This is a genomic window from Halorussus salinisoli, assembly GCA_005239435.1.
Lineage (GTDB): Archaea > Halobacteriota > Halobacteria > Halobacteriales > Haladaptataceae > Halorussus > Halorussus salinisoli.
The window spans coordinates 270,552-289,076 of record SZNP01000004.1; the positions used below are offsets into that span (position 1 = coordinate 270,552).

Consider the following 18,525-nt stretch of genomic DNA (forward strand, 5'->3'; position numbering starts at 1 on the left):
CGTGGTACCATCGACAAAGATCACGATGTCGGGAAACCCCTCCGCGACCGTGATCCCGAATGTGACTAGCTTCCGTACTCCGTGGAACTCGCCGCAATCGTCGAAGTCGGAGAGGTGGTTCGGTAATGGGCTTCGAGGATCTCGATGAGGCTGCTGGCGCGCAATCGAAAGACATTGAGTCGAAGTCCGCGTCGACGATCTCTGAAATGACGAGCGAGGCTGACTCCGAGACGACCGCTAGTGACGGACAAGAGTCAGAACAGGCTAGCTGCTATGAGGTACCGGCGTTTCCCTTCGTTCAAGACAACATGCAGACGAACGTCTATGCTAGAAGCGACTGGTTGAGGTGAATCGGCGACCCGTCGGATGCAACAGTCCGACGATTTGATACGTACTTCACTCCGAGAATGGTATCGTTCTCATACACAACTAACAGAACGTTTGCTGGCCCAGAAAGCTCATAGACCACTCGTACTTTGGCAGGACTCCAATCAATTGTGAAATAGCTTATGTACTCGACTAAATCTGATTAGTAACCTCGTAATAAGGCCAATCGAACTAATATTTTAACCTGTATTTCAAATCAATGACTTCTGTACACGGGCGTCGCATCCTCGGCGTCGTGGTGGCGGTGTCGCTGCTCGTGTCTTCGGCAGCATTCGCTAGTGCGATGACGAGGAACACGTCGAAGACTGCTGACGGTACGTCGGTGGACGGCCCGGTAACCGCCGACGCGAACAATTCGACAACCCAGACAGACAACACAACCGCGGACACCGGGTGGACCGCTCCGCGCGCCGACGGCGGACGAACCGGCGCGACCGACGATTCAGGGCCGACGCCCTACCCGCAGTCCGCGTGGAACCGCGCCACTACTATAAACGAAGTTACAATCGCCGTCGGCAACGAGACGGTGTTCACCGTCGTCGACGACGACAGCAACCGTCTCGCAGCCCTGAATTCGAGCACGGGTGAGCAACGATGGACACGCCCGAACAACACGGAGCAAAATCCCGAGTACAGAATTACCAGCGGCCCATTCGTCGCTGGGGAGACAGTATACGTCGGGACCACCGCGGACCTTTACTCGACTGAGCCAAACACCATCCTCGCGTACAACGCCACCACCGGTGCTCTCCGGTGGGACCAAAATGTGACGACCGGAGCACTCGCTTTCGACGGGGAGTACCTCTACGGTAGCTCAGTCGCGGTAAACACGACGACCGGAGAGGTCGTCTGGAATACCTCGCTGTCCGGGCGTGCCGTCGCCGTCGCGGACGGACAACTGTATGTCGTCCAGCGGCCCGGCTACGACGATGTGGAGGAGAAGCGTCTCGTCGCAGTGAACGCGACAAACGGGACGGTCCTCTGGAACCGCTCCGTTTCGAGGAACGTGAATCTCGACCGCTTCGTCGCGACCGCCGACGGACTGTACGCGACCGGCCCGCAGTTCGGCCCCGATTCCGCTAAATTACTCGCCTACGACCCGACAGACGGGAGCCTCAGCTGGTCGAAGACGTTCGACTCGCAGTTCGACGCCTTCCAGGACCAGCCCCCGGACTCCACGAGCGCGCTGGCGGTCGACAACGGCACCGTCTACGTCACGGTGTATGACAAGCTGACCATTGGATTGTATGGTCCGCTGGAGAGAAGCACGATCTACGCCATCGACGCCGAGAGCAGCGAATCCCGCTGGCAATACAGAAAGGATGTCCATCTCTCCGGGCCGTCAGTGACCAACGGCTCGGTCTACCTCGCCGCAAAGGATCCCACTGGGCCCAAGGAAAACATCCTGAGTCATTCCAGCAGAATGGGCCTGTTCTCGCTTGATACAACCGACGGGACCGAGTGGTGGAACTACACGCACACCCGCGAGGGGGTAGCCCTCTACGATGCGAGCGAACCGCCGATGGTTGCCAACGGGCACGTGTATGCGACGGTAAACGCGTACATCGGTATATCCGGTGGGGACGTTCTGTTCGCGTTCAATGCGACCGACCAGCCGATCCAACCGGCCCACCAGTTCCAGTCGTCCAACACGGCACCGTACCCTCGCGTGAACGTGTCACCGGCGGACTACGGACCTAACGAGACGGTGACACTGAACGCCTCGGAATCGGTTGACGTGGACGGACAAGTGGTGGCCTACGAGTGGGACGTCGACGACGACAGGACCTACGAACGAACTGGCATGGAGATCAACGTGACCACTCCGAAGTCGTCCTCCACCTCTCGATACATTCGACTCCGAGTAATCGACGACGACAACGCAAGCAGTGACGAGCACTCAGATCCCGTACTTCCGGGCGTCACCCTGCAACCCACTTCCGACTCCTGTGAGTAACGCTTTGAGGGACTCGCCGTCCCGATTTTTCGGTCGCGGCAGGATACGGGACGTGAACAAATCCTTCGAACAGGACCTCGCTTTTCCCGACCGTATGAGCCATGCGGAAGTTACTCCAGAAACACGATTGTTCACAGTCTGTGTTTCTGGCTGAGGGCTTCGGCTACCTGACTGGCCTCGCTCGATTTGGATTGAGCGGTCAGCTCAAATACGCCGACCGAAACCCCATCGGAACGTGGTTTCACACCCTCAAGATGCGGATCGACCGCTTTCATTCGTTGTGGGTGGGCAGTCGGCGGAGCGTTCGCCAGTGGCTTGCGGTGTTCGTCCATTACTACAACTTTCAACGACCTGACGATGTCTTTTTGAACGTTCAGAATGCCACTCCGACTGAACAATACCGGAAACGGTTGTTACGGGGGTATAGGATTGATTACGGAACCGCAACCGATGCGCCAACACCCACGAGTACGTGTCCAAGCGAACCAAAGCCAAATATGGAGTATTAACCAGAAAACCCAGCGCAAGCAGTGCGGCGCTACCGACGAAATAGAGAAATCCAACAACGAGTAGCCCATTATCGAGTATTCAGGCTGTATCCTCGTCCATGGATTTCATCTCTCGGGTTTCTATCTCGGGGTGGAGCGGTGATCGTAGAGATGCGCTCCAGTACTTGCTACGATAATCAGTACGACCACCCACGTAATAATTGCGTGTGAACCGTTCAACGTGACGAGCGTACTCCAGTTGATGGCATCGCCAACGATGACGACATTCAGATCGAGGGGGATCTGTCCCGTTGTTGCGTTGTCCGTCCCGTGCATTAGCATGGCCAACAGCACGCTTCCGCCCGATCCGTTGAATACCCATCCAAGGAGTACTGAGAATGCAACTATCCCCACGAAATAGGCGATAACGAGTTCGAGCGGCCAATCCGCGCGAAATCCACTTGGAACGAACTGGGGTAGATGCCACAGTCCCCAGAACACGCCGACGATGAGGGCTGCGTACAATCCCCCGTAGCGTTCTTGGAGTTCAGGTTGGGCAAATCCTCGCCAGCCAAACTCTTCCTGTCCACCGCCAATGAACGTCCCGAGAACGATTCCGATAATAATCGTTATCGGGTCGAAATCGAACGATGCCCAGTCGATTGGGCCACCAAGAGCCCACGAAGCGACCCCTGCCGCATATGTAATGGCAAACGGGATTACAATTGCGGCGGCGTACCACTTCGGATGGACACGCCAAGTGAAGATACTCCGTAGCCAATTATGGATGCTTTCGCCGCTCGCCCAAAGGACGATTGCCGCAGCAACTCCTGGAGATAGTGGACTCAAGAATCCCTCAATAAACCATCGACCCCACGAAGGCTCCATTCCCAGTAGCTTGGGAATGGAATCGAGAGTCCACGAAAGCGCAAATGCTAGCAGGAAAAACGACGCAATTCGATGCTCACGAATCCACTTCTTGACTGAAGATGCCATAACTAACTAGATGTCTACGTTATCAGCAGACGTTTTATTTCCCCGCTGCGTCTCGGTAATACCACGAATTTTACGTGCCATCGTTTGTTGAACTGTGGATGTTGGTCGGTTTCAGCGCTATAGATCTGCGGTTTTGAACCGGTAGTATCCGATGAGGAACGGAACGATGAGCCAGAGTCCGAGAATAACGATTCCAACTTCAGAACTCAAGTAGAACGGATTCGGTTCAGGAGGCGTAACTTCGACCCCTACACCAACCTGAGCGGGCGCTGCGCCAGCCGTTTCGGCGAGTTCTGGTAATAGGGCAACAATCGTCGAGAAGTACGCCGAGGACGGGGACACCTGGCCGAGGAGGAATATCCAATCGGGCACCGTAGACGGGAGCCTGAATCCCTCGACTATGTAGAGGATAGCCATCGGGATGACGTCCCAGAACAACTCGAAGACGACGAAGAAACCAAGCGCGAGCGTGGTAGCACGTGACGTCGAACCCGTTGTTGCTGAGAGCCCAACCATGACCCCCGCGTAAATAGCCGCGAAACTCAGCGTAACGAGGACGAATACCAGTGTTGCAAGCAGGTCCAGTTCGCCAAGCAACACAGATCCGAACCCGAGTCCGACGATGAGCCCGACTCCGAGACCGAATACGAGAACGCCTGCCCGTCCGACGACCTTTCCAGCGAAGACGTTCAATCGGTTGGTTGGTAGCGAGAGTAATAGCTTGATACTCCCGATTTCGCGTTCTCCGGCGAGAGACTTGTAACAGACCACGATCGCAGCAAGCGGGACGAACAGCCCAGTGAGGCCAACAGTGAAAAACACCAGTCCAGCAAGCGTCGCACCGGCAGGTTCGCCAAACATCTCAGGGACCTGGACGTAGGCGAACGTAGAAACTATCGATAGCACGACGAACACCGAGACGAGTGCCCACAGTGCCCGGGACTGTACAGCATCTCGGAAGTCTTTCTTCGCAATGGCAATCCAGGTCATAAGCGGGCCTCCTGTTCGTCGTTGGTGTACCGGACAAACAGATCTTCGAGCGAAGACTCAACGACCGAAAAATCCTGTACTGACGTCACGCTGGTGTCGATGGCATGTAACACGGCGAACTTAGAGACTCCGTCAACAGCGACCCGCAGCCGACCGTCGTCTATCGAGGCTTTTCCAACGCCATCGAGTGCGGAAACTTGTTCGACGATCGTTTCGTCAAGCTCTGAGACGTAGATGTACAGCGTTTCACCTGTCTCCGTTGCGTCACGGAGCCCGTCGATTGTATCCACGGCGACCAACTGGCCACGATTGATGATCGCCACGCGGTCACAAACCGCCTCTACCTGTTCCATCACGTGACTGGAGAAAAATACTGTCGTCCCACGGTCGTTCTCCTCTCGAATAATCTCACGCATCTCGCGGGCACCGTTCGGATCAAGTCCAGTAGATGGTTCGTCGAGGACGAGCAGGTTGGGATCGCCGGCGAGGGCCATTGCGAGAACGAGTCGCTGACGCATCCCTTTCGAGTAGCCACCTGCTTTTCGGTCGGCGGCATCAGCGATTCGGACTCGTTCGAGGAGTGCTCTCGGCTCTTCGTTCGCGTCTTTCATCTCCAGAACGAAATCCAGATGCTGACGGCCGGTGAGTCGATCATAGATGTGGTAGGCGTCAGGAAGGACGCCCGTTTTCCGCCGGACGGCCTCTCCCTCTCGCTGTGCATCGTGCCCGAGAACTGTCACGGTGCCGTCGGTCGGGCGGATGAAATCAAGTAGAATGTCGATAGTCGTTGACTTTCCTGCGCCATTCGGTCCGAGGAATCCGAATATTTCGCCTTCTTCGACGCAGAGGTCGAGGCCGTCTACGGCGACGACATCTCCGAACTGTTTCGTCAGTCCGTCGATTTCGATTGCAGCCATTCTCACAGTACCTCCATTGTCCGCTTACAGCTATCTTTACGATACATGGTGTTCGTGTTCATCGGTTTTCTCCTCCGATATCAACTGCTCTAGGAATCTCTCCGCGGGCGAGGGTGTCGCGGCCGTAGTACGCAACGATGGCGACGACGATGAGAAGTTGGACTGCAAGTTGTGCCACCACGACCGTTCCGACGGCGGTTTCGTCGATTACTCCATCGACGACGATCAGGTCCGGAGCCAGCGGGAGGATGATGTCAGCAGTGTTCGCCATGGCGTGGAGGATTATAACGATCAACACACTTCCTGTGCCGTTGTAGGCCCACGCGAGGATAACCGACAACAGAAGAATACCAAAGAACCAACCGATTTGATTGACGAGGGTGAACTCTGAGTGAGGGGTAATGGGTGCGAAAAAGTACGGAAGATGCCATCCGGCCCAGACCACGCCGATGATGAGGCTCGCTGTCAGTGCACTATAGCGATCGTTCAGACGGGGCTGAGCGAACCCTCGCCAACCGGGTTCTTCGTTTAGGCCGCCACTGACCGTGAGCCCGAACAGGAAAACGACGAGGACCAGCACGGGTGACGGCGTAGCTTGGTCGAGATCGACCGGTCCCCCTATGCCTACGAGGATGGCGGTGACAATTCCGACGATTGCAATCGGAAGTCCAAAAGCGACGACCCACCATTGCCAGCCGACTCGCCATCGAGTAATCTGCCGTGCCCACGCCGTGACGTCCTCGCCTTGAAGCCAGGTCACCACCGCTGCACTTACTGGTGGACCAAAACTCCCGGCGTAAATGAGAATCGCTGCAGTCCAGCTCGGGTCCATGAACAACGCTGGTGCTGAGATAATCCACGTGTAGGCGTATGCACCCGCGAAGAATGCTACAACTGGATGATTGTCGATTAAGGGAAGCTGACTTTTCGACATAGTAGGAGATACTTTGGAGTGAGCAAATAAACCTATTGGATAGGCTACACTTTGTCAGCCATATCACGTTACCGTATTAGAGATAGTAAGATGACCAGAACGACCATTACGAAGAACGAGATATGCTGAAGGCAGGCATATGACCAAATAATCGGTTGAACGAAGGTTCCTCTCACTATACTCACCCTGTACGAAATAGACGGTAGAGCAGGATGAGGTGGCCAGTACAGAAACAGATGGGACTCAGCCGAAAACAGAGGAGACAGAACAGTGCCGCCGCTCCGTGGTCAGCGAACACAGAGCGACTCAGCGTCAGTCCGGCGGGTCGAGACCATAGTACTTCTTCGCAACGGTCAGGAACTGGTTCGCGTCCACACGCGGCGCATACGTCGCGTTCTCGCCCTCGATAGCGAGTTTCACCAGCAAGTCCACGAGCCGCCAGACGTTGTACAGAACGCACGCAAACACGAAGTTGAAGAACCGATACGTGTGGCGTTTGTTCGTCGTACGGACGCGAAATGTCTTGATTTGCTTGTAGCCGTTCTCGATGCCCCAACGGTGGCGGTAGCGGCGAACCATCCGCTCAACCATATGGATGCGCTCTATCTCGCTATCAGCGTCATTCAGCGTCACGCTGGGGTGGTTCGTCTCGAACAGCACGTACGCCTGTGCATTCTCCTTACTCCCCACCGTCGGCTTGTTTGCTTCCTCTTCTCGAAGTTCCTTCGTGAGGGCACTGAACCCATGCTGAGCTTCATCCTCATCCAGTTCGATACCGAGTTCAGCGAGTTCGTCACGCATTTCTTCGCGGATATTCGGCCTCTCCTCAACGGATTTCTCACTCTGCTCCGTGTCCCCCGTTTCGGGGTCGTCATCCGTACTGGTCGGGAGGTACATCCGCTTGCGGGTCGGGCCATCTGCAACCGTCTCCTCCTCGATGTGAACCGTCTTCCCAGCACGGCGAAGCCGGGTACACGTTGCCTTCTCTGATTCGTGCTTCCGTGCGCCGTTCAGGTAGGAGACACCGTGCTTGTCGCACGCGTCTTTCACACCCTTGCTATCGAACTCTCTGTCCATCATCACGAGTTCGATGTCGTCTACGAGGTCGAGCGCGTTCTCCAGCAGGCTGTCCACGATGTCGGCTCGCTTCATCCCACGTTTGACCGGTATCGCGTCAAGCACGAGCGGGATGTCGTAGCCCACAATCTGGATAGTTGCCCACTGATAGTACACTTCACCGTCCTTGTAGCCGAGAATCCAGTTCTCGGTGATGTTGTCGTCCTCGTCGCGCTCGATTTTTCCCGTCCACGGGTTGCCTTTCGTAATGTCGATAGCGGCCACGAGTTTGCCGACGAGTTCGGCGTTGTGTCGAGCGCGAGCGATGAGCATCCGCGTGGTTTCGTGGAGCATCGAGCGCGTCTCCTCGGTGGAGAGTTTGCCTATCTGGTTAGCGGTGGTTTGATGCACTTGGGGTGTGGTCGCGCTGGGAGTCGATGTAGAAGGAGTGCTGGCCGCTCTGGGCGTACATATTCTCGCGCATCCCCATGTAGGCGTGCTGTTCCCAGAACGCGTTCTCGTGAATCACGGTATTCTCGGCCCGCTTCAGGTAGAACGTGTCCGTGACGAATGGTTTTGCCTGTTGCCAGACCTCCTTGGTTTTCTCCGCGACGAGCCGCTGTTCGCTCCGGTTTGAGGTGATGTCGCGCTCTTCGGGGCGAAACACAGGGTCGGGTGCAGGGATGCCTTGCTCGCGGGCGAAGGCGAGGGCTTCCTCGGTAGCCGTCCGCACGAACTCGCGCTGTACGTCGGTGAACTCCTCGTTCCACATCTCCCAGAGCCGGGACTGGCTCGGCGCTCCGCTCAGGTCGCGGTCGTGAGCGACTGGGAATCCGAAATCACGGCAGACGTTGGGGAACGAGTGGAGGTAGTAGCGGAGGAACTCTTCGCGGCAGTCCCACGCGAGCCGGAGCATATGCGCCTTCACCCACGCGTAAAACGACGTAGTGTTCCGATGCCAGTCGGCACGGTTGTCGCCGTAGGTTTCGTCTCTGAAGAAGGCGTTTCGTAGTACTTCAACGAAATCGGGCTTTCTGCCGTACTGGATGAGAAAGTGGATGCTCCCGTTGTAGGTCTCGTCGTTGACGGTGAACGTGAAGTCCCTGTCGTGGTCAAACGGAGATTCAGTAGGTCGTGTGACTGACACTACTCGATAGCACGAGAAATGACCTATAAAATAGTACTTATATTGGCGGAATTTGGGTTTGAATGGTTGATATGTATAGGTTATAGGTCATTCAAATTGTACAGGGTCTGGAAGTGGCCGTAATTCCGGCATCGTCCCTGATTTCTCGATTGACTGAATTTCTGTGTTGTTCACGTAGACCAATAGTGTCTCCCAATCGTTAGGTACGTTTGCTCCACCGATGAGGCGGGTCACAGAATCGCATGTTGATTCATCGGTCGAGTCGTCAGATAAGGATTTTCCGCTGAGTTCAGCACTAACGTTGAATCTCAGAATATACTCGTTTCCGATGGAACTGCTCAATTCTGGTTCAACATCTCCTAATGAACTACATAACCGGACATCGAACGTAAGGTCTGCTGACTCTCCGTCACTAACAATATGAACCCATCCACTATGGGACTCACCTTCACTTGGAAACGACGCATCCTTGCTTTCTGAGTAGGCAAGTCCGAGAGTTTCGTTATTTTTGCCCTCTTTCTCCTGAGGGTCTGCTGTATCTCGGCTAAAAGGTGCGGTTAGACCTTGGCACCCAGCAAGAAAACTGATACTTGTAGTAGAAGTGAGGGCAAGCATCTTGCGGCGGGAGAGCGGGGGACTCATTAGGTGATTATCAGGTTCAGTTACGTATAGTCTTTTTGTTACTTAGAGTGTCTTGCTTGACGAGATAGAATCTACGTATTCATTTGGTAACTGCTGGATTTCTAACTTCCCTTTCAAGCGATTATTTCTGACGTGCCTGACTTCAGAGATATGTGCTAAGTATATCGAAAGTCACTCGATGAGTGGCCGTTACAGAGGTAACCAGTGGAACCAGAAATTCCGAACGTAGAAGACGCGTTTGCCGTATTAGCGAGCAGTTTGCGACTCCAGATTTTGCAAGCGCTTGCCGATGAAACTGACGGCATTTCGCGTTCGTTTACAGACCTGTACGAGGCGGTAGATACGTCCAACACATCACAATTTTCTTATCACCTGAATGAACTCACTGATCGATACGTCCAACAGACAGAAGAAGGATACGTCATAAGCGACGCTGGTCGTCGTATTATACAGTCGATGAACGCAGGCGAATATACTCTTCAGCCGGATTTTGAACCGGTCACAGTATCGACGCACTGTCCGTATTGCGGGGAGACCTCAGCAGAAGCGACGTACGATGGTCAACTTGCTACAGTGGACTGTCTTTCTTGTGAGTTCACGCTTCTACGATACGACTTGCGCCCTGCCCACGTAGAGAACCGGAGTCCACTCCAAGCCCTGAAAGCAGCCGACCGCCAGATGCGTGCCGAATACGGGACCGCGCTTACCGGCGTCTGTCCACGCTGTGGCGGATCCATCGATTTGGATGTTCTCACAGGCTCAAAAGTCGATCCTGCAACAGCACTTATCGTCTGTGATTGTCGGCACTGTGGGACAACACTTTCTGCCCCAGTGGAAATCGCACTTCTTCATCATCCCGAAGTTGTTTCTCGATACTGGGATGAAGACGTGAACACGGTTACGACCCCGATATGGGAGATGCTCTCGCATCTCGCCAAGTGGAGTGTCGAATTGGACGAATCAGAGCCTCTAACGGTAGTCGCCGCAGAGAACGAACGGATTCGAATCGACGTTAGCTGCGAGGCTTGGGCTCAAGCGAACCTGATAGACAGCGTCAGACTACATAATTGCCGGAGAACTCATTGAAACATCCTGTTTCAAACCGAGAGTATTCTGAGCAATCAGATAGCCTTTGTTGCGCGACCAGCCATGGAACTAGTCGCCAGTAGGAACATGATGCGCTCCCTGGTCGTTACGAAATGGGAACTATTCACTGATACTCTGACCACTCAATTGGCTGTCGGTCGGTGCCAGCCGGGGAGATTGTGTACATCGTGTTCACGGTCGTCGTGGCCGAAAGCAGGTGTGTGGAGAGATATCTCCGCCTCGTAGCGAGGAGGTTCTATATGAATCGGTGGATTCAGATGATCAGCATTACACGCTGAGGATTTCAATAGCGGCCAGCGGACCAAGTGTCCGAGTCGGTATTCGTGGGCCTGTAGGGGGCCTCGGCGATTGTATTCGCCCGGGTTTGCGGTATCGACCACCTCGAAACGGTGAACGCCTGAGTTGCCGTTGAGCGGAAAATAGAGCGTGGACCGCGCAATCGTGTCATTGCAGTGCAAAGTCGACGACCGACGTCGGAGTTCGTGTCGCATATCGTCACTGGCTCGAAAAACGCGCAGTATCGGTCGCACGGGAGTGATTTCGGAACAGAACCGTTGTCGAACCCCGTCGTACTCTCACCTGACGGCCCTATACATGATCTGTATTACGCACTGTCGGCCAATCCTACTTAATGCCGTTGACCGTCCCACCGCGATATGAAAGACGATAGCAACGTTGATTGCGTGTGGGCGGCGATTTCTCGGAGTTCCCGTAATGACTTGCGAATTACTTTGCGGATGGCGGGAGAATTTTCGGCTGGGGCAAATCCTTCATATTGAGCAATAATATATAATTATATGAAATCGTCGGTGGAATACCTGCCGAGACACGACGTGGAAGGAGAGAATTCAGTTCCCGTGAGAAGGCACATGAAGCTTACTGCAGTTGCTTCTAGAGATCGTCTCCTGCAGTCTTATAAAGAAGCCGTGCATCCAACTACTGTTTCTTGGTTTACTTGGAAAATTGCACGCATATTGACGTTCGGAGCAACTGTAAAGGCGCGGGAGGATGTCACTAACGCATTTACCGTTACTTACCGAGTTACGTACTATGGTGGGGGGCGATACTGAACCAGCGATTCGTATCGACGATGACGAACTTAGCCGGTTCGTCGAACAAATACTTCGAGCGGGTGACGTCGCTGACAAGCACGCCGAACGGGTCGCCGAGGGACTCGTGCGGGCAGACCTGCGGGGTATTTCGTCGCACGGCGTCGCTCGGCTCGAAGTGTATATGAAGAAATTCGAAGCGGGGGGATTCAATCCGAATCCAGAGATCACGACGACGCCGCTCAGTGACGCCGCTGCGGTCGTCGATGCGGACGATGGGCCCGGCCAGTCTGCAGCCCGCGTCGGAATGGACACGGCGATGGAACTCGCGGCGGACGCAGGCGCCGGGATGGTGACCGTGACAAACAGCAACCACTTCGGCACGGCAGCGGGGTACACGGAATACGCTGCCGAAAACGAGCATATCGGCATCGCTATGACCAACGTCGGACCGGACGTAATCCCGTTCGGTGGTGCGGCACCGTTTCTTGGGACGAATCCGATTTCGATCTCGGTTCCGACTAACCGGGAATTCCCAATCACGCTGGACATGGCGACGAGCGTCGTTGCCATGGGGAAGATCCAGGAGGTGGCCCGCCGCGAAGATACCGACATCCCGTCGGAGTGGGCCGTCGACGCTGACGGTGAACCGACCACCGATCCGCACGACGCAGTTGCGGTGCGCCCACTCGGCGGGCCGAAAGGGTACGGCCTGGGGATAATGGTCGACGTCTTCTGTGGACTCCTCTCGGGGGCAGGACCGAGTCCCACTGTCGGGCCACTCTACGACGAGTTCGACGAGCCAATGCGTCTCGGGCACTTCCTCGGCGCGATCGACATTGAGACGTTCCGTGACGTGGAGGAATTCAAACAGGACGTTGACGACTACATCAACCAGCTGAAAGCGGTTGAACCTCGGGATGGGTTCGATGAGGTGATGCTCCCCGGTGAAATCGAGGCGGAAAAACTCCGAGAGCAACGGGAATCGGGTGTTGAACTCCAACCTGGGGCAGTCGAGAGCTTGCGGTCACTTGCCGAGCAATACGATGTCTCGTTTCCCGACGATTCGTCGAACTAATCCTGTCCTCTCAGACCTGCCGGTCCCGTCGTTGATCACGTTCCGTCACTTCCCCAGGCGTACGCAGTCCAGCCGCCATCTGCGTGGAGCACCTCACCGGTAACATAGTGATTATTGTTTACGAGGAAGGTCGCACATTCTGCCATCTCGTCCAGCGTGCCGAATCGGTCCAGAGGCGTTCGATTCCGGATGTCCTCGTCGGTGTAGTCCGCAGCGGACTGCGTTTGGTCGGTGATGTCCGTCTTGACGAACCCTGGGGCGAGCGCGTTGACGTGAACGCCGTGCGGTGCCCATTCGACGGCGAGCGTTCGGGTAAGGTTGTTCACACCAGCCTTTGCCGCGCAATAGGGTGCGCGCCCGTGAAGGCCGAGGTCACCCATGATGGACGAGATATTCAAAATACTACCACCGGATCCCTGCTCGATCATCTGTCGCCCGGCCAATTGCGATCCGAAGAACACGCCGGTCAGGTCGACATCGATGATTCGTTGCCAATCGTCCGGGTCGACATCCTCTGCCGGGCCGATGCTGGTCACCCCCGCGTTGTTTACCATTACGTCAAGACTACCGAATTTCTCGACGGTGGCCTCCACGAGCGCCTCCATCGCGTCGTAGTCAGTCACGTCACTTTCGATGGCGACTGCATCCCCGCCGGTCGCTCGAATCGCTTCCGCGGTCTCTTCCGCTCGGTCACGCGACCGCGAGTTCGTGACGACGTTTGCCCCTTCCGCAGCAAACCGTTTGGCGATGGCCGCCCCGATACCCGCACTCGACCCGGTGACGATCGCCGTCTGTTCGGAGAGCCTACTGGCCATGCTACGGTAGTTTGTCTGTACCGCCAAACATTACCTTACTGGATAATTCGACGGCTGTCCGTCGCTCACGTCAGGATTCGCCTCATGCAACGAAGTGCAGAGGTCTGTGTAGATGTCCGGCCCCTACAGCCAACCGTCACGCCGTGGTTCCGCCGTCGATACCGATCGTTTCGCCGGTGATGTAGTCGGCTTCCTCCGATGCGAGGAACACGGCTAACCCACAGATATCTTCAGTCGTGCCGAGACGGCCAAGTGGAATCTTCTTCTGTCGCTCCGTCACCCACTCCGGGTCGTCGCGTCGGACCTCCTCGTTCAGCGACGTCTTTGTCGTGCCCGGTGCAATTCCGTTGACGCGGACGTCGTCTTCCCCGTATTCGATTGCGAGTTGGCGGACGAGCGCGTTGAGACCACCTTTACTGGCGCAATATGCTGGAAGGTTCGGAACCCCTTTCTCCGCGGCCTCGGACGAGACGTGAAGCAGGACGCCATCAGTCTTCGACAACTCCGGAATGACGGCTTTGCTGAGCCGAATAGCGCCGAGCAGATTCACGTCGACGACGGTCTCCATCTCGTCTATAGTCGCCTCAGTGATGCGATTACGTGCCAGTGTCCCTGCACTGTTAAAAACCACGTCGATTCCACCGAAGTCATCGACCGTCTGTTCGACTGTCCTCTCGACCGAGTCCATCTCACGGAGGTCACATTCGATAGGAACACTCTGGCCATCGATGTTCGAGGACAGTTCTTCCAGATCGTCACGTGACCGTGCTGCCACAGCCACCGATGCACCTGCGTCCGCATACGCCTCCGCTACTGCTCGTCCCATCCCTCGGCTGGCACCCACGACGAGCGCGCTTTTGTCTGTGAGTTGGTCCCCCATACCACATCAACTCTCGATGGGTGCCAGTAAGAAGATACGGGATTCATCCCGGCATGCCATGCGAGTACACATCGGTGGTAGGACGCTCAAGCGATCTCGTCGTCCGATTCGTACAGGATACAACGGGCTTGCTGTGCCTCATCGACGTCGAACATCGGCGGTTCTTCGAGGGTACATTCGTCCATGACCTCGGGACACCGCGGAGCGAATCGGCAGCCAGATGGAAGATCTACTGGATCTGGAACCTCGCCTTCCAACTCGATCGGTTCTCGATCTGTATCTGGATCGATAATCGGCGTCGATGAGACGAGCGCTTTCGTATACGGGTGACGAGGATTGTTTATCAGTTGGACTGCGGGCCCGGTTTCGACGAGTTTTCCTAGATACATGATACCGAGACGATCGCAGACGTGCTTCAGTAATGAAAGGTCGTGGCTGATATACAAGAAGGAAATACCACGATTTACCCGAAGGTCTTCGAGCAAATCCAAGATACTTGCCCGGATACTGACGTCAAGCATACTCACTGGCTCGTCACACACGAGAAACGACGGGTCAGAGACGATCGCGCGTGCGATGCCGACCCGCTGGCGCTCACCGCCACTGAGTTCCGACGTGTATTCACCGGCGTATGCTTCGGCCGGTTCGAGTCCAACTTCCTCTAACGTTTCGTACACTCTCGCTTCTCGATCTTTTCGCGTCCCGATCTGGTGGATATCGAGCGGTTCTCTTACCCATTGAAACACTTTGAACTGCGGGTTGAGCGACTGGTACGGGTCCTGGTGTATGATTTGAATCTCTTGTCGGAGGTTATTGATCTCCTTGTGATCGAGGTCCGTGATGTTGCGACCGTCGAAGTAGATCTCACCTGCCGTCGGTTCTTCGAGGTAGAGCAGCGTCTTCGCCAACGTGGTTTTGCCACAGCCGCTTTCCCCGGCGATGCCCAATGCTTCGCCACGTTCGATCTGTAAGGACACGCCGTCGACAGCCTTGACATCTTTCTGCTCACCGAACGAAAATATCCGAGCGAGAACGCCCTCGTCCTGGGCAAAATATTTTTTCACGTTCTCGGCCCGAACCATCGGTTCAGTCATCGACATCCTCCGGCGTTGCTGGTTCGGCAGACTCGTCAGTTCCGTCGAGCCATGTATCCCGCTTACTCGCCTCTCGCTGCAACAGTTCGGCTTCGTCCGCTCGATGGCATTTGACGAAATGGCCGTCGTCGAACTCCCGGGATTCCGGTGTTACGTCCCAGCACTCGTCTTCGGCGAAAGGGCATCGTGGAGCAAACTTGCAGCCTTCGTCCGGGTCGATCAAGTCCGGCGGTGCGCCCGGAATCGAAATGAGATTCTGCGAGTCCTCCGTAATATCGGGAAAAGAATTCCGGAGTCCAAGCGTGTACGGGTGGCGTGGCGCTTTGATGATCGTTTCTGCGTCGGCGTATTCGACGATTCGACCACCGTACATGACTGCGATGTCGTCGCACCGCTCCGAGACCACGGACATGTCGTGCGTGATGAGAATCATCGCACTGCCGAGTTCATCCTGCAGGTCTTTGATGACGCGCAGGATACGGTCCTGAATCACTACATCGAGGGCGGTCGTCGGTTCGTCTGCGAGGATGATCGTCGGACTGAGTGCCAACGCGAGACCCATGATTGCCCGCTGGGCCATTCCCCCGGAGAATTGGTGTGGATAATCGTCAATCCGGTTTTCATCGATGCCCAACTTCTCGAACAGGTCTTTGGCACGGTTCCGCGCGTCCCGTTTCGAGGTATCGGATTCATGTGCGAGAATGACCTCGACGATTTGGTCGCCGACGGTTTGGACAGGGTCGAGTGCATTCATCGCGTTTTGCGGGATCATCGAGATTTCAGTCCACCGGATATTTTTGTTCAGTTCTTTGAGGCTCAACTCCGTGATCTCCGTACCGTCGAGTGTGACCGATCCCTCGACAATCTCGCCATTACTGGCAAGCAACCGAATCAGCGACTTTGCGAGCGTCGATTTCCCACACCCGCTTTCGCCAACCAACCCGATCGTTTGGTTCTCTCGGACCGTCAGATTGACACCGTCGACTGCGTGGACGTCACCGTCTTCCGTGTGATAGTGAACTTCGAGGTCCCTTATTTCGAGCATTGTCAGTTGTGTCTGAGGTCCGGGTTGGTGATTTTCTCTAGACTCCGTCCAATGAAGAAGACGGACATGACGAAGAGCATGATGCAAACGCCCGGCGGGATAACCCACCACCACGCGAATCTAATTGCGCCATTGATGTACGCCTCGTACAGGAGTGAGCCCCACGAGTACATTTCTGGGTCGCCGAAGCCGAGAAAGGAGATACTGGCCTCATAAATCACTGCCCACGCGACACCGAAGGTGAGATAGAGGATGACGAGTGGCAGCACGTTCGGCAAGATATGTCTGTACATGATTCGGAGGTCGCTCGCCCCTGCCGAACGAGCTGATTCGACGTACGGGCGTTCTTTGTGCGTCAGCACCTCGGACCGGATAACGCGAGCGCTCGACCGCCACATGAGCAACGAAATCACGATGATGATGTTCATGAGACTCGATCCGAAGATGAACACGAGCGCGACCACGAACGGTAAGAATGGAAGTGCATAGCCGATATCGACAGCTCGCATCAGAATATCGTCGAGTGTACCCCCGTAATAGCCTGCAAGAAGCGCGACGTTCGTCCCGACGACGGTCGCCATAATGGCGGCTACCAAGCCCACAATGAGTGAGACACGTGCGCCCATAATGACCTGAGACAATACATCACGCCCCAGGTTCGTAGTGCCGAACGGATGGTTCTCGCTGGGTTCTGCTAACCGCAACACCTGTCCATCCTCTCCCCGGTTTATTTGGCTTGGATCGTGCGGGGCGATGTACGGCCCGAAAACACCAAGAAACACGAACACGGTGAGGATTACGATGCCCAGCTGCGCCAAGTGTTCTCCGCGAAGGATGTCGATCGCGCGATAGACACCACTTCCGAGGAGGTCCGTGATACTTTCCAGTCGCGTTGCGTCCACCGTCCCCTCTAGTCGATCTTTGATACTCATTGTCAGTCGTATCTCACTCGCGGATCGAGGTACACGTACGCGATATCCGCCAGGAAATTCATCAGTATCACAACGCTCCCCATGAGGAAGAACGCCCCCATCGCCATCGGATAGTCGTTGTGATGGACTGATTCGACCATTTCACGGCCCATTCCCGGCCAACTGAATACGGTCTCGATGACCAGCGACCCACCGATGGAGAGCCCCGCAACGAGTGCAACGACGGTAACCATCGGAAGGATCGAGTTTCTGGCAGCATGCTTGTAGAGGATTCGGTACCGTGAGAGCCCCTCCGCCTTCTTGATCTCGATGTAATCTGTATTGAGAACACTAATCATACTGCTCCGCATGAGCAGGATCGGCTGCGCCATGTAGTAAATTGCGCCCGTGAGGACCGGCAGAACGAGATGGTACACGAACTCCCAGTTGAGATACCGCGCCCAGAAACTGGTCGCTGCATCGCTTCCGATTGCCCTGATCCCGCCCCACGGGAACCACCCAAGTTGGAAGACGAAGACGGACAAGAGCACGATTCCGATCCAGAATTCGGGCGACGACCGTGCGATGAGGGCGATTATCATGCCGACCCGCTCTTTGACGGTGCCACGAAGCCAGCCGATGTAGGCACCGAACATGATGCCGAACGTGTACGCCAGTCCCATTGCGCCAGCCATCAAGAAGATCGTATTCCAGAATTTCACCCACAGGATCTCTGCGACCGGGGCGTTGTACCGGTACGACATCCCGAGGTCTCCGGATAGCAACTGCGACATGTAGGTGATGTACTGTACGTGTAACGGCTCCGTGAGGCCATAGCGCTCTAACGTCGCTTGGCGTTCTGCAGCCGACATCCCCTCGGGGATATACAGCGTCGTCGGATCGCCCGGCGTGACTCGGAAGATGATAAACAGAATGGTGATAAACGCCCAGTAGGTGAAGACGAGATACGCAAGGCGCCGAACTAGAAACCTGCGCATTGATACCGTATAGCAGACGGCCAGATAGCATAAC

General features: G+C 55.6%; 17 protein-coding genes and 1 pseudogene. 5 read left to right on the forward strand and 13 right to left on the reverse strand.

Annotated elements, in window-relative coordinates; all coding sequences use genetic code 11:
- The first annotated feature begins 125 nt into the window (after window positions 1-125).
- From E2484_RS12610 to E2484_RS25580, 3 genes and pseudogenes are all read left to right on the forward strand, one after another.
- On the forward strand, window positions 126-350 hold the full coding sequence (locus E2484_RS12610; RefSeq protein ID WP_137285573.1) for a hypothetical protein: 225 nt from the start codon (window positions 126-128) through the stop codon (window positions 348-350).
- A 272-nt stretch (window positions 351-622) separates the two neighbouring features.
- Window positions 623-2,344, forward strand: a complete 1,722-nt coding sequence (locus E2484_RS12615) for an outer membrane protein assembly factor BamB family protein (protein ID WP_170977336.1) — start codon at window positions 623-625, stop codon at window positions 2,342-2,344.
- A 110-nt stretch (window positions 2,345-2,454) separates the two neighbouring features.
- Window positions 2,455-2,739, forward strand: a pseudogene (locus tag E2484_RS25580) (IS6 family transposase); the annotation flags it as partial.
- A gap of 234 nt (window positions 2,740-2,973) precedes the next feature.
- Here the strand turns inward: E2484_RS25580 and E2484_RS12625 are convergent.
- The 7 genes from E2484_RS12625 to E2484_RS12650 form a co-directional block, all read right to left on the reverse strand.
- Window positions 2,974-3,828: a CPBP family intramembrane glutamic endopeptidase gene (locus E2484_RS12625; RefSeq protein ID WP_137285576.1), complete on the reverse strand. Its 855-nt coding sequence runs from the start codon at window positions 3,826-3,828 to the stop codon at window positions 2,974-2,976.
- A gap of 117 nt (window positions 3,829-3,945) precedes the next feature.
- Entirely contained in the window at window positions 3,946-4,818 is an 873-nt protein-coding gene (locus tag E2484_RS12630; protein ID WP_137285577.1) for an ABC transporter permease subunit, read from the reverse strand.
- Entirely contained in the window at window positions 4,815-5,735 is a 921-nt protein-coding gene (locus tag E2484_RS12635) for an ABC transporter ATP-binding protein (RefSeq protein WP_137285578.1), read from the reverse strand. The genes E2484_RS12630 and E2484_RS12635 overlap by 4 nt, the downstream gene beginning before the upstream one ends.
- Window positions 5,736-5,793: 58 nt before the next feature.
- Window positions 5,794-6,669: a CPBP family intramembrane glutamic endopeptidase gene (locus E2484_RS12640; RefSeq protein ID WP_321112593.1), complete on the reverse strand. Its 876-nt coding sequence runs from the start codon at window positions 6,667-6,669 to the stop codon at window positions 5,794-5,796.
- Window positions 6,670-6,981: 312 nt separating this feature from the next.
- A complete protein-coding gene (locus tag E2484_RS26290) occupies window positions 6,982-8,010 on the reverse strand; it encodes a transposase (protein ID WP_321112594.1) in 1,029 nt (342 codons plus the stop codon).
- A gap of 106 nt (window positions 8,011-8,116) precedes the next feature.
- A complete protein-coding gene (locus E2484_RS26295) occupies window positions 8,117-8,872 on the reverse strand; it encodes a hypothetical protein (protein WP_321112595.1) in 756 nt (251 codons plus the stop codon).
- An 87-nt stretch (window positions 8,873-8,959) separates the two neighbouring features.
- On the reverse strand, window positions 8,960-9,514 hold the full coding sequence (locus tag E2484_RS12650; RefSeq protein ID WP_137285579.1) for a hypothetical protein: 555 nt from the start codon (window positions 9,512-9,514) through the stop codon (window positions 8,960-8,962).
- A 204-nt stretch (window positions 9,515-9,718) separates the two neighbouring features.
- Between E2484_RS12650 and E2484_RS12655 the strand changes: the two genes are divergently transcribed.
- Window positions 9,719-10,600 carry an ArsR/SmtB family transcription factor gene (locus E2484_RS12655; protein WP_137285580.1) on the forward strand — a complete coding sequence of 294 codons (882 nt, stop codon included), beginning with the start codon at window positions 9,719-9,721 and terminating at the stop codon, window positions 10,598-10,600.
- Window positions 10,601-11,671: 1,071 nt separating this feature from the next.
- Window positions 11,672-12,748, forward strand: a complete 1,077-nt coding sequence (locus tag E2484_RS12660) for an Ldh family oxidoreductase (RefSeq protein WP_170977338.1) — start codon at window positions 11,672-11,674, stop codon at window positions 12,746-12,748.
- Between the two features lie 35 nt (window positions 12,749-12,783).
- Here E2484_RS12660 and E2484_RS12665 read toward each other — a convergent pair whose 3' ends face one another.
- The 6 genes from E2484_RS12665 to E2484_RS12690 all read right to left on the reverse strand — a co-directional run bounded on the left by E2484_RS12665 (window position 12,784) and on the right by E2484_RS12690 (window position 18,491).
- A complete protein-coding gene (locus E2484_RS12665) occupies window positions 12,784-13,563 on the reverse strand; it encodes an SDR family NAD(P)-dependent oxidoreductase (RefSeq protein WP_137285582.1) in 780 nt (259 codons plus the stop codon).
- A 136-nt stretch (window positions 13,564-13,699) separates the two neighbouring features.
- On the reverse strand, window positions 13,700-14,443 hold the full coding sequence (locus E2484_RS12670) for an SDR family NAD(P)-dependent oxidoreductase (protein WP_137285583.1): 744 nt from the start codon (window positions 14,441-14,443) through the stop codon (window positions 13,700-13,702).
- A gap of 86 nt (window positions 14,444-14,529) precedes the next feature.
- Window positions 14,530-15,537: an ABC transporter ATP-binding protein gene (locus E2484_RS12675; RefSeq protein ID WP_321112596.1), complete on the reverse strand. Its 1,008-nt coding sequence runs from the start codon at window positions 15,535-15,537 to the stop codon at window positions 14,530-14,532.
- A complete protein-coding gene (locus E2484_RS12680; RefSeq protein WP_137285937.1) occupies window positions 15,530-16,588 on the reverse strand; it encodes an ABC transporter ATP-binding protein in 1,059 nt (352 codons plus the stop codon). The genes E2484_RS12675 and E2484_RS12680 overlap by 8 nt, the downstream gene beginning before the upstream one ends.
- The gene (locus E2484_RS12685) at window positions 16,585-17,514 is read right to left on the reverse strand and encodes an ABC transporter permease (protein WP_137285585.1); all 930 of its coding nucleotides are present in this window, start codon (window positions 17,512-17,514) and stop codon (window positions 16,585-16,587) included. The genes E2484_RS12680 and E2484_RS12685 overlap by 4 nt, the downstream gene beginning before the upstream one ends.
- Window positions 17,515-17,516: 2 nt before the next feature.
- On the reverse strand, window positions 17,517-18,491 hold the full coding sequence (locus E2484_RS12690; RefSeq protein WP_137285586.1) for an ABC transporter permease: 975 nt from the start codon (window positions 18,489-18,491) through the stop codon (window positions 17,517-17,519).
- Between the last annotated feature and the right edge of the window lie 34 nt (window positions 18,492-18,525).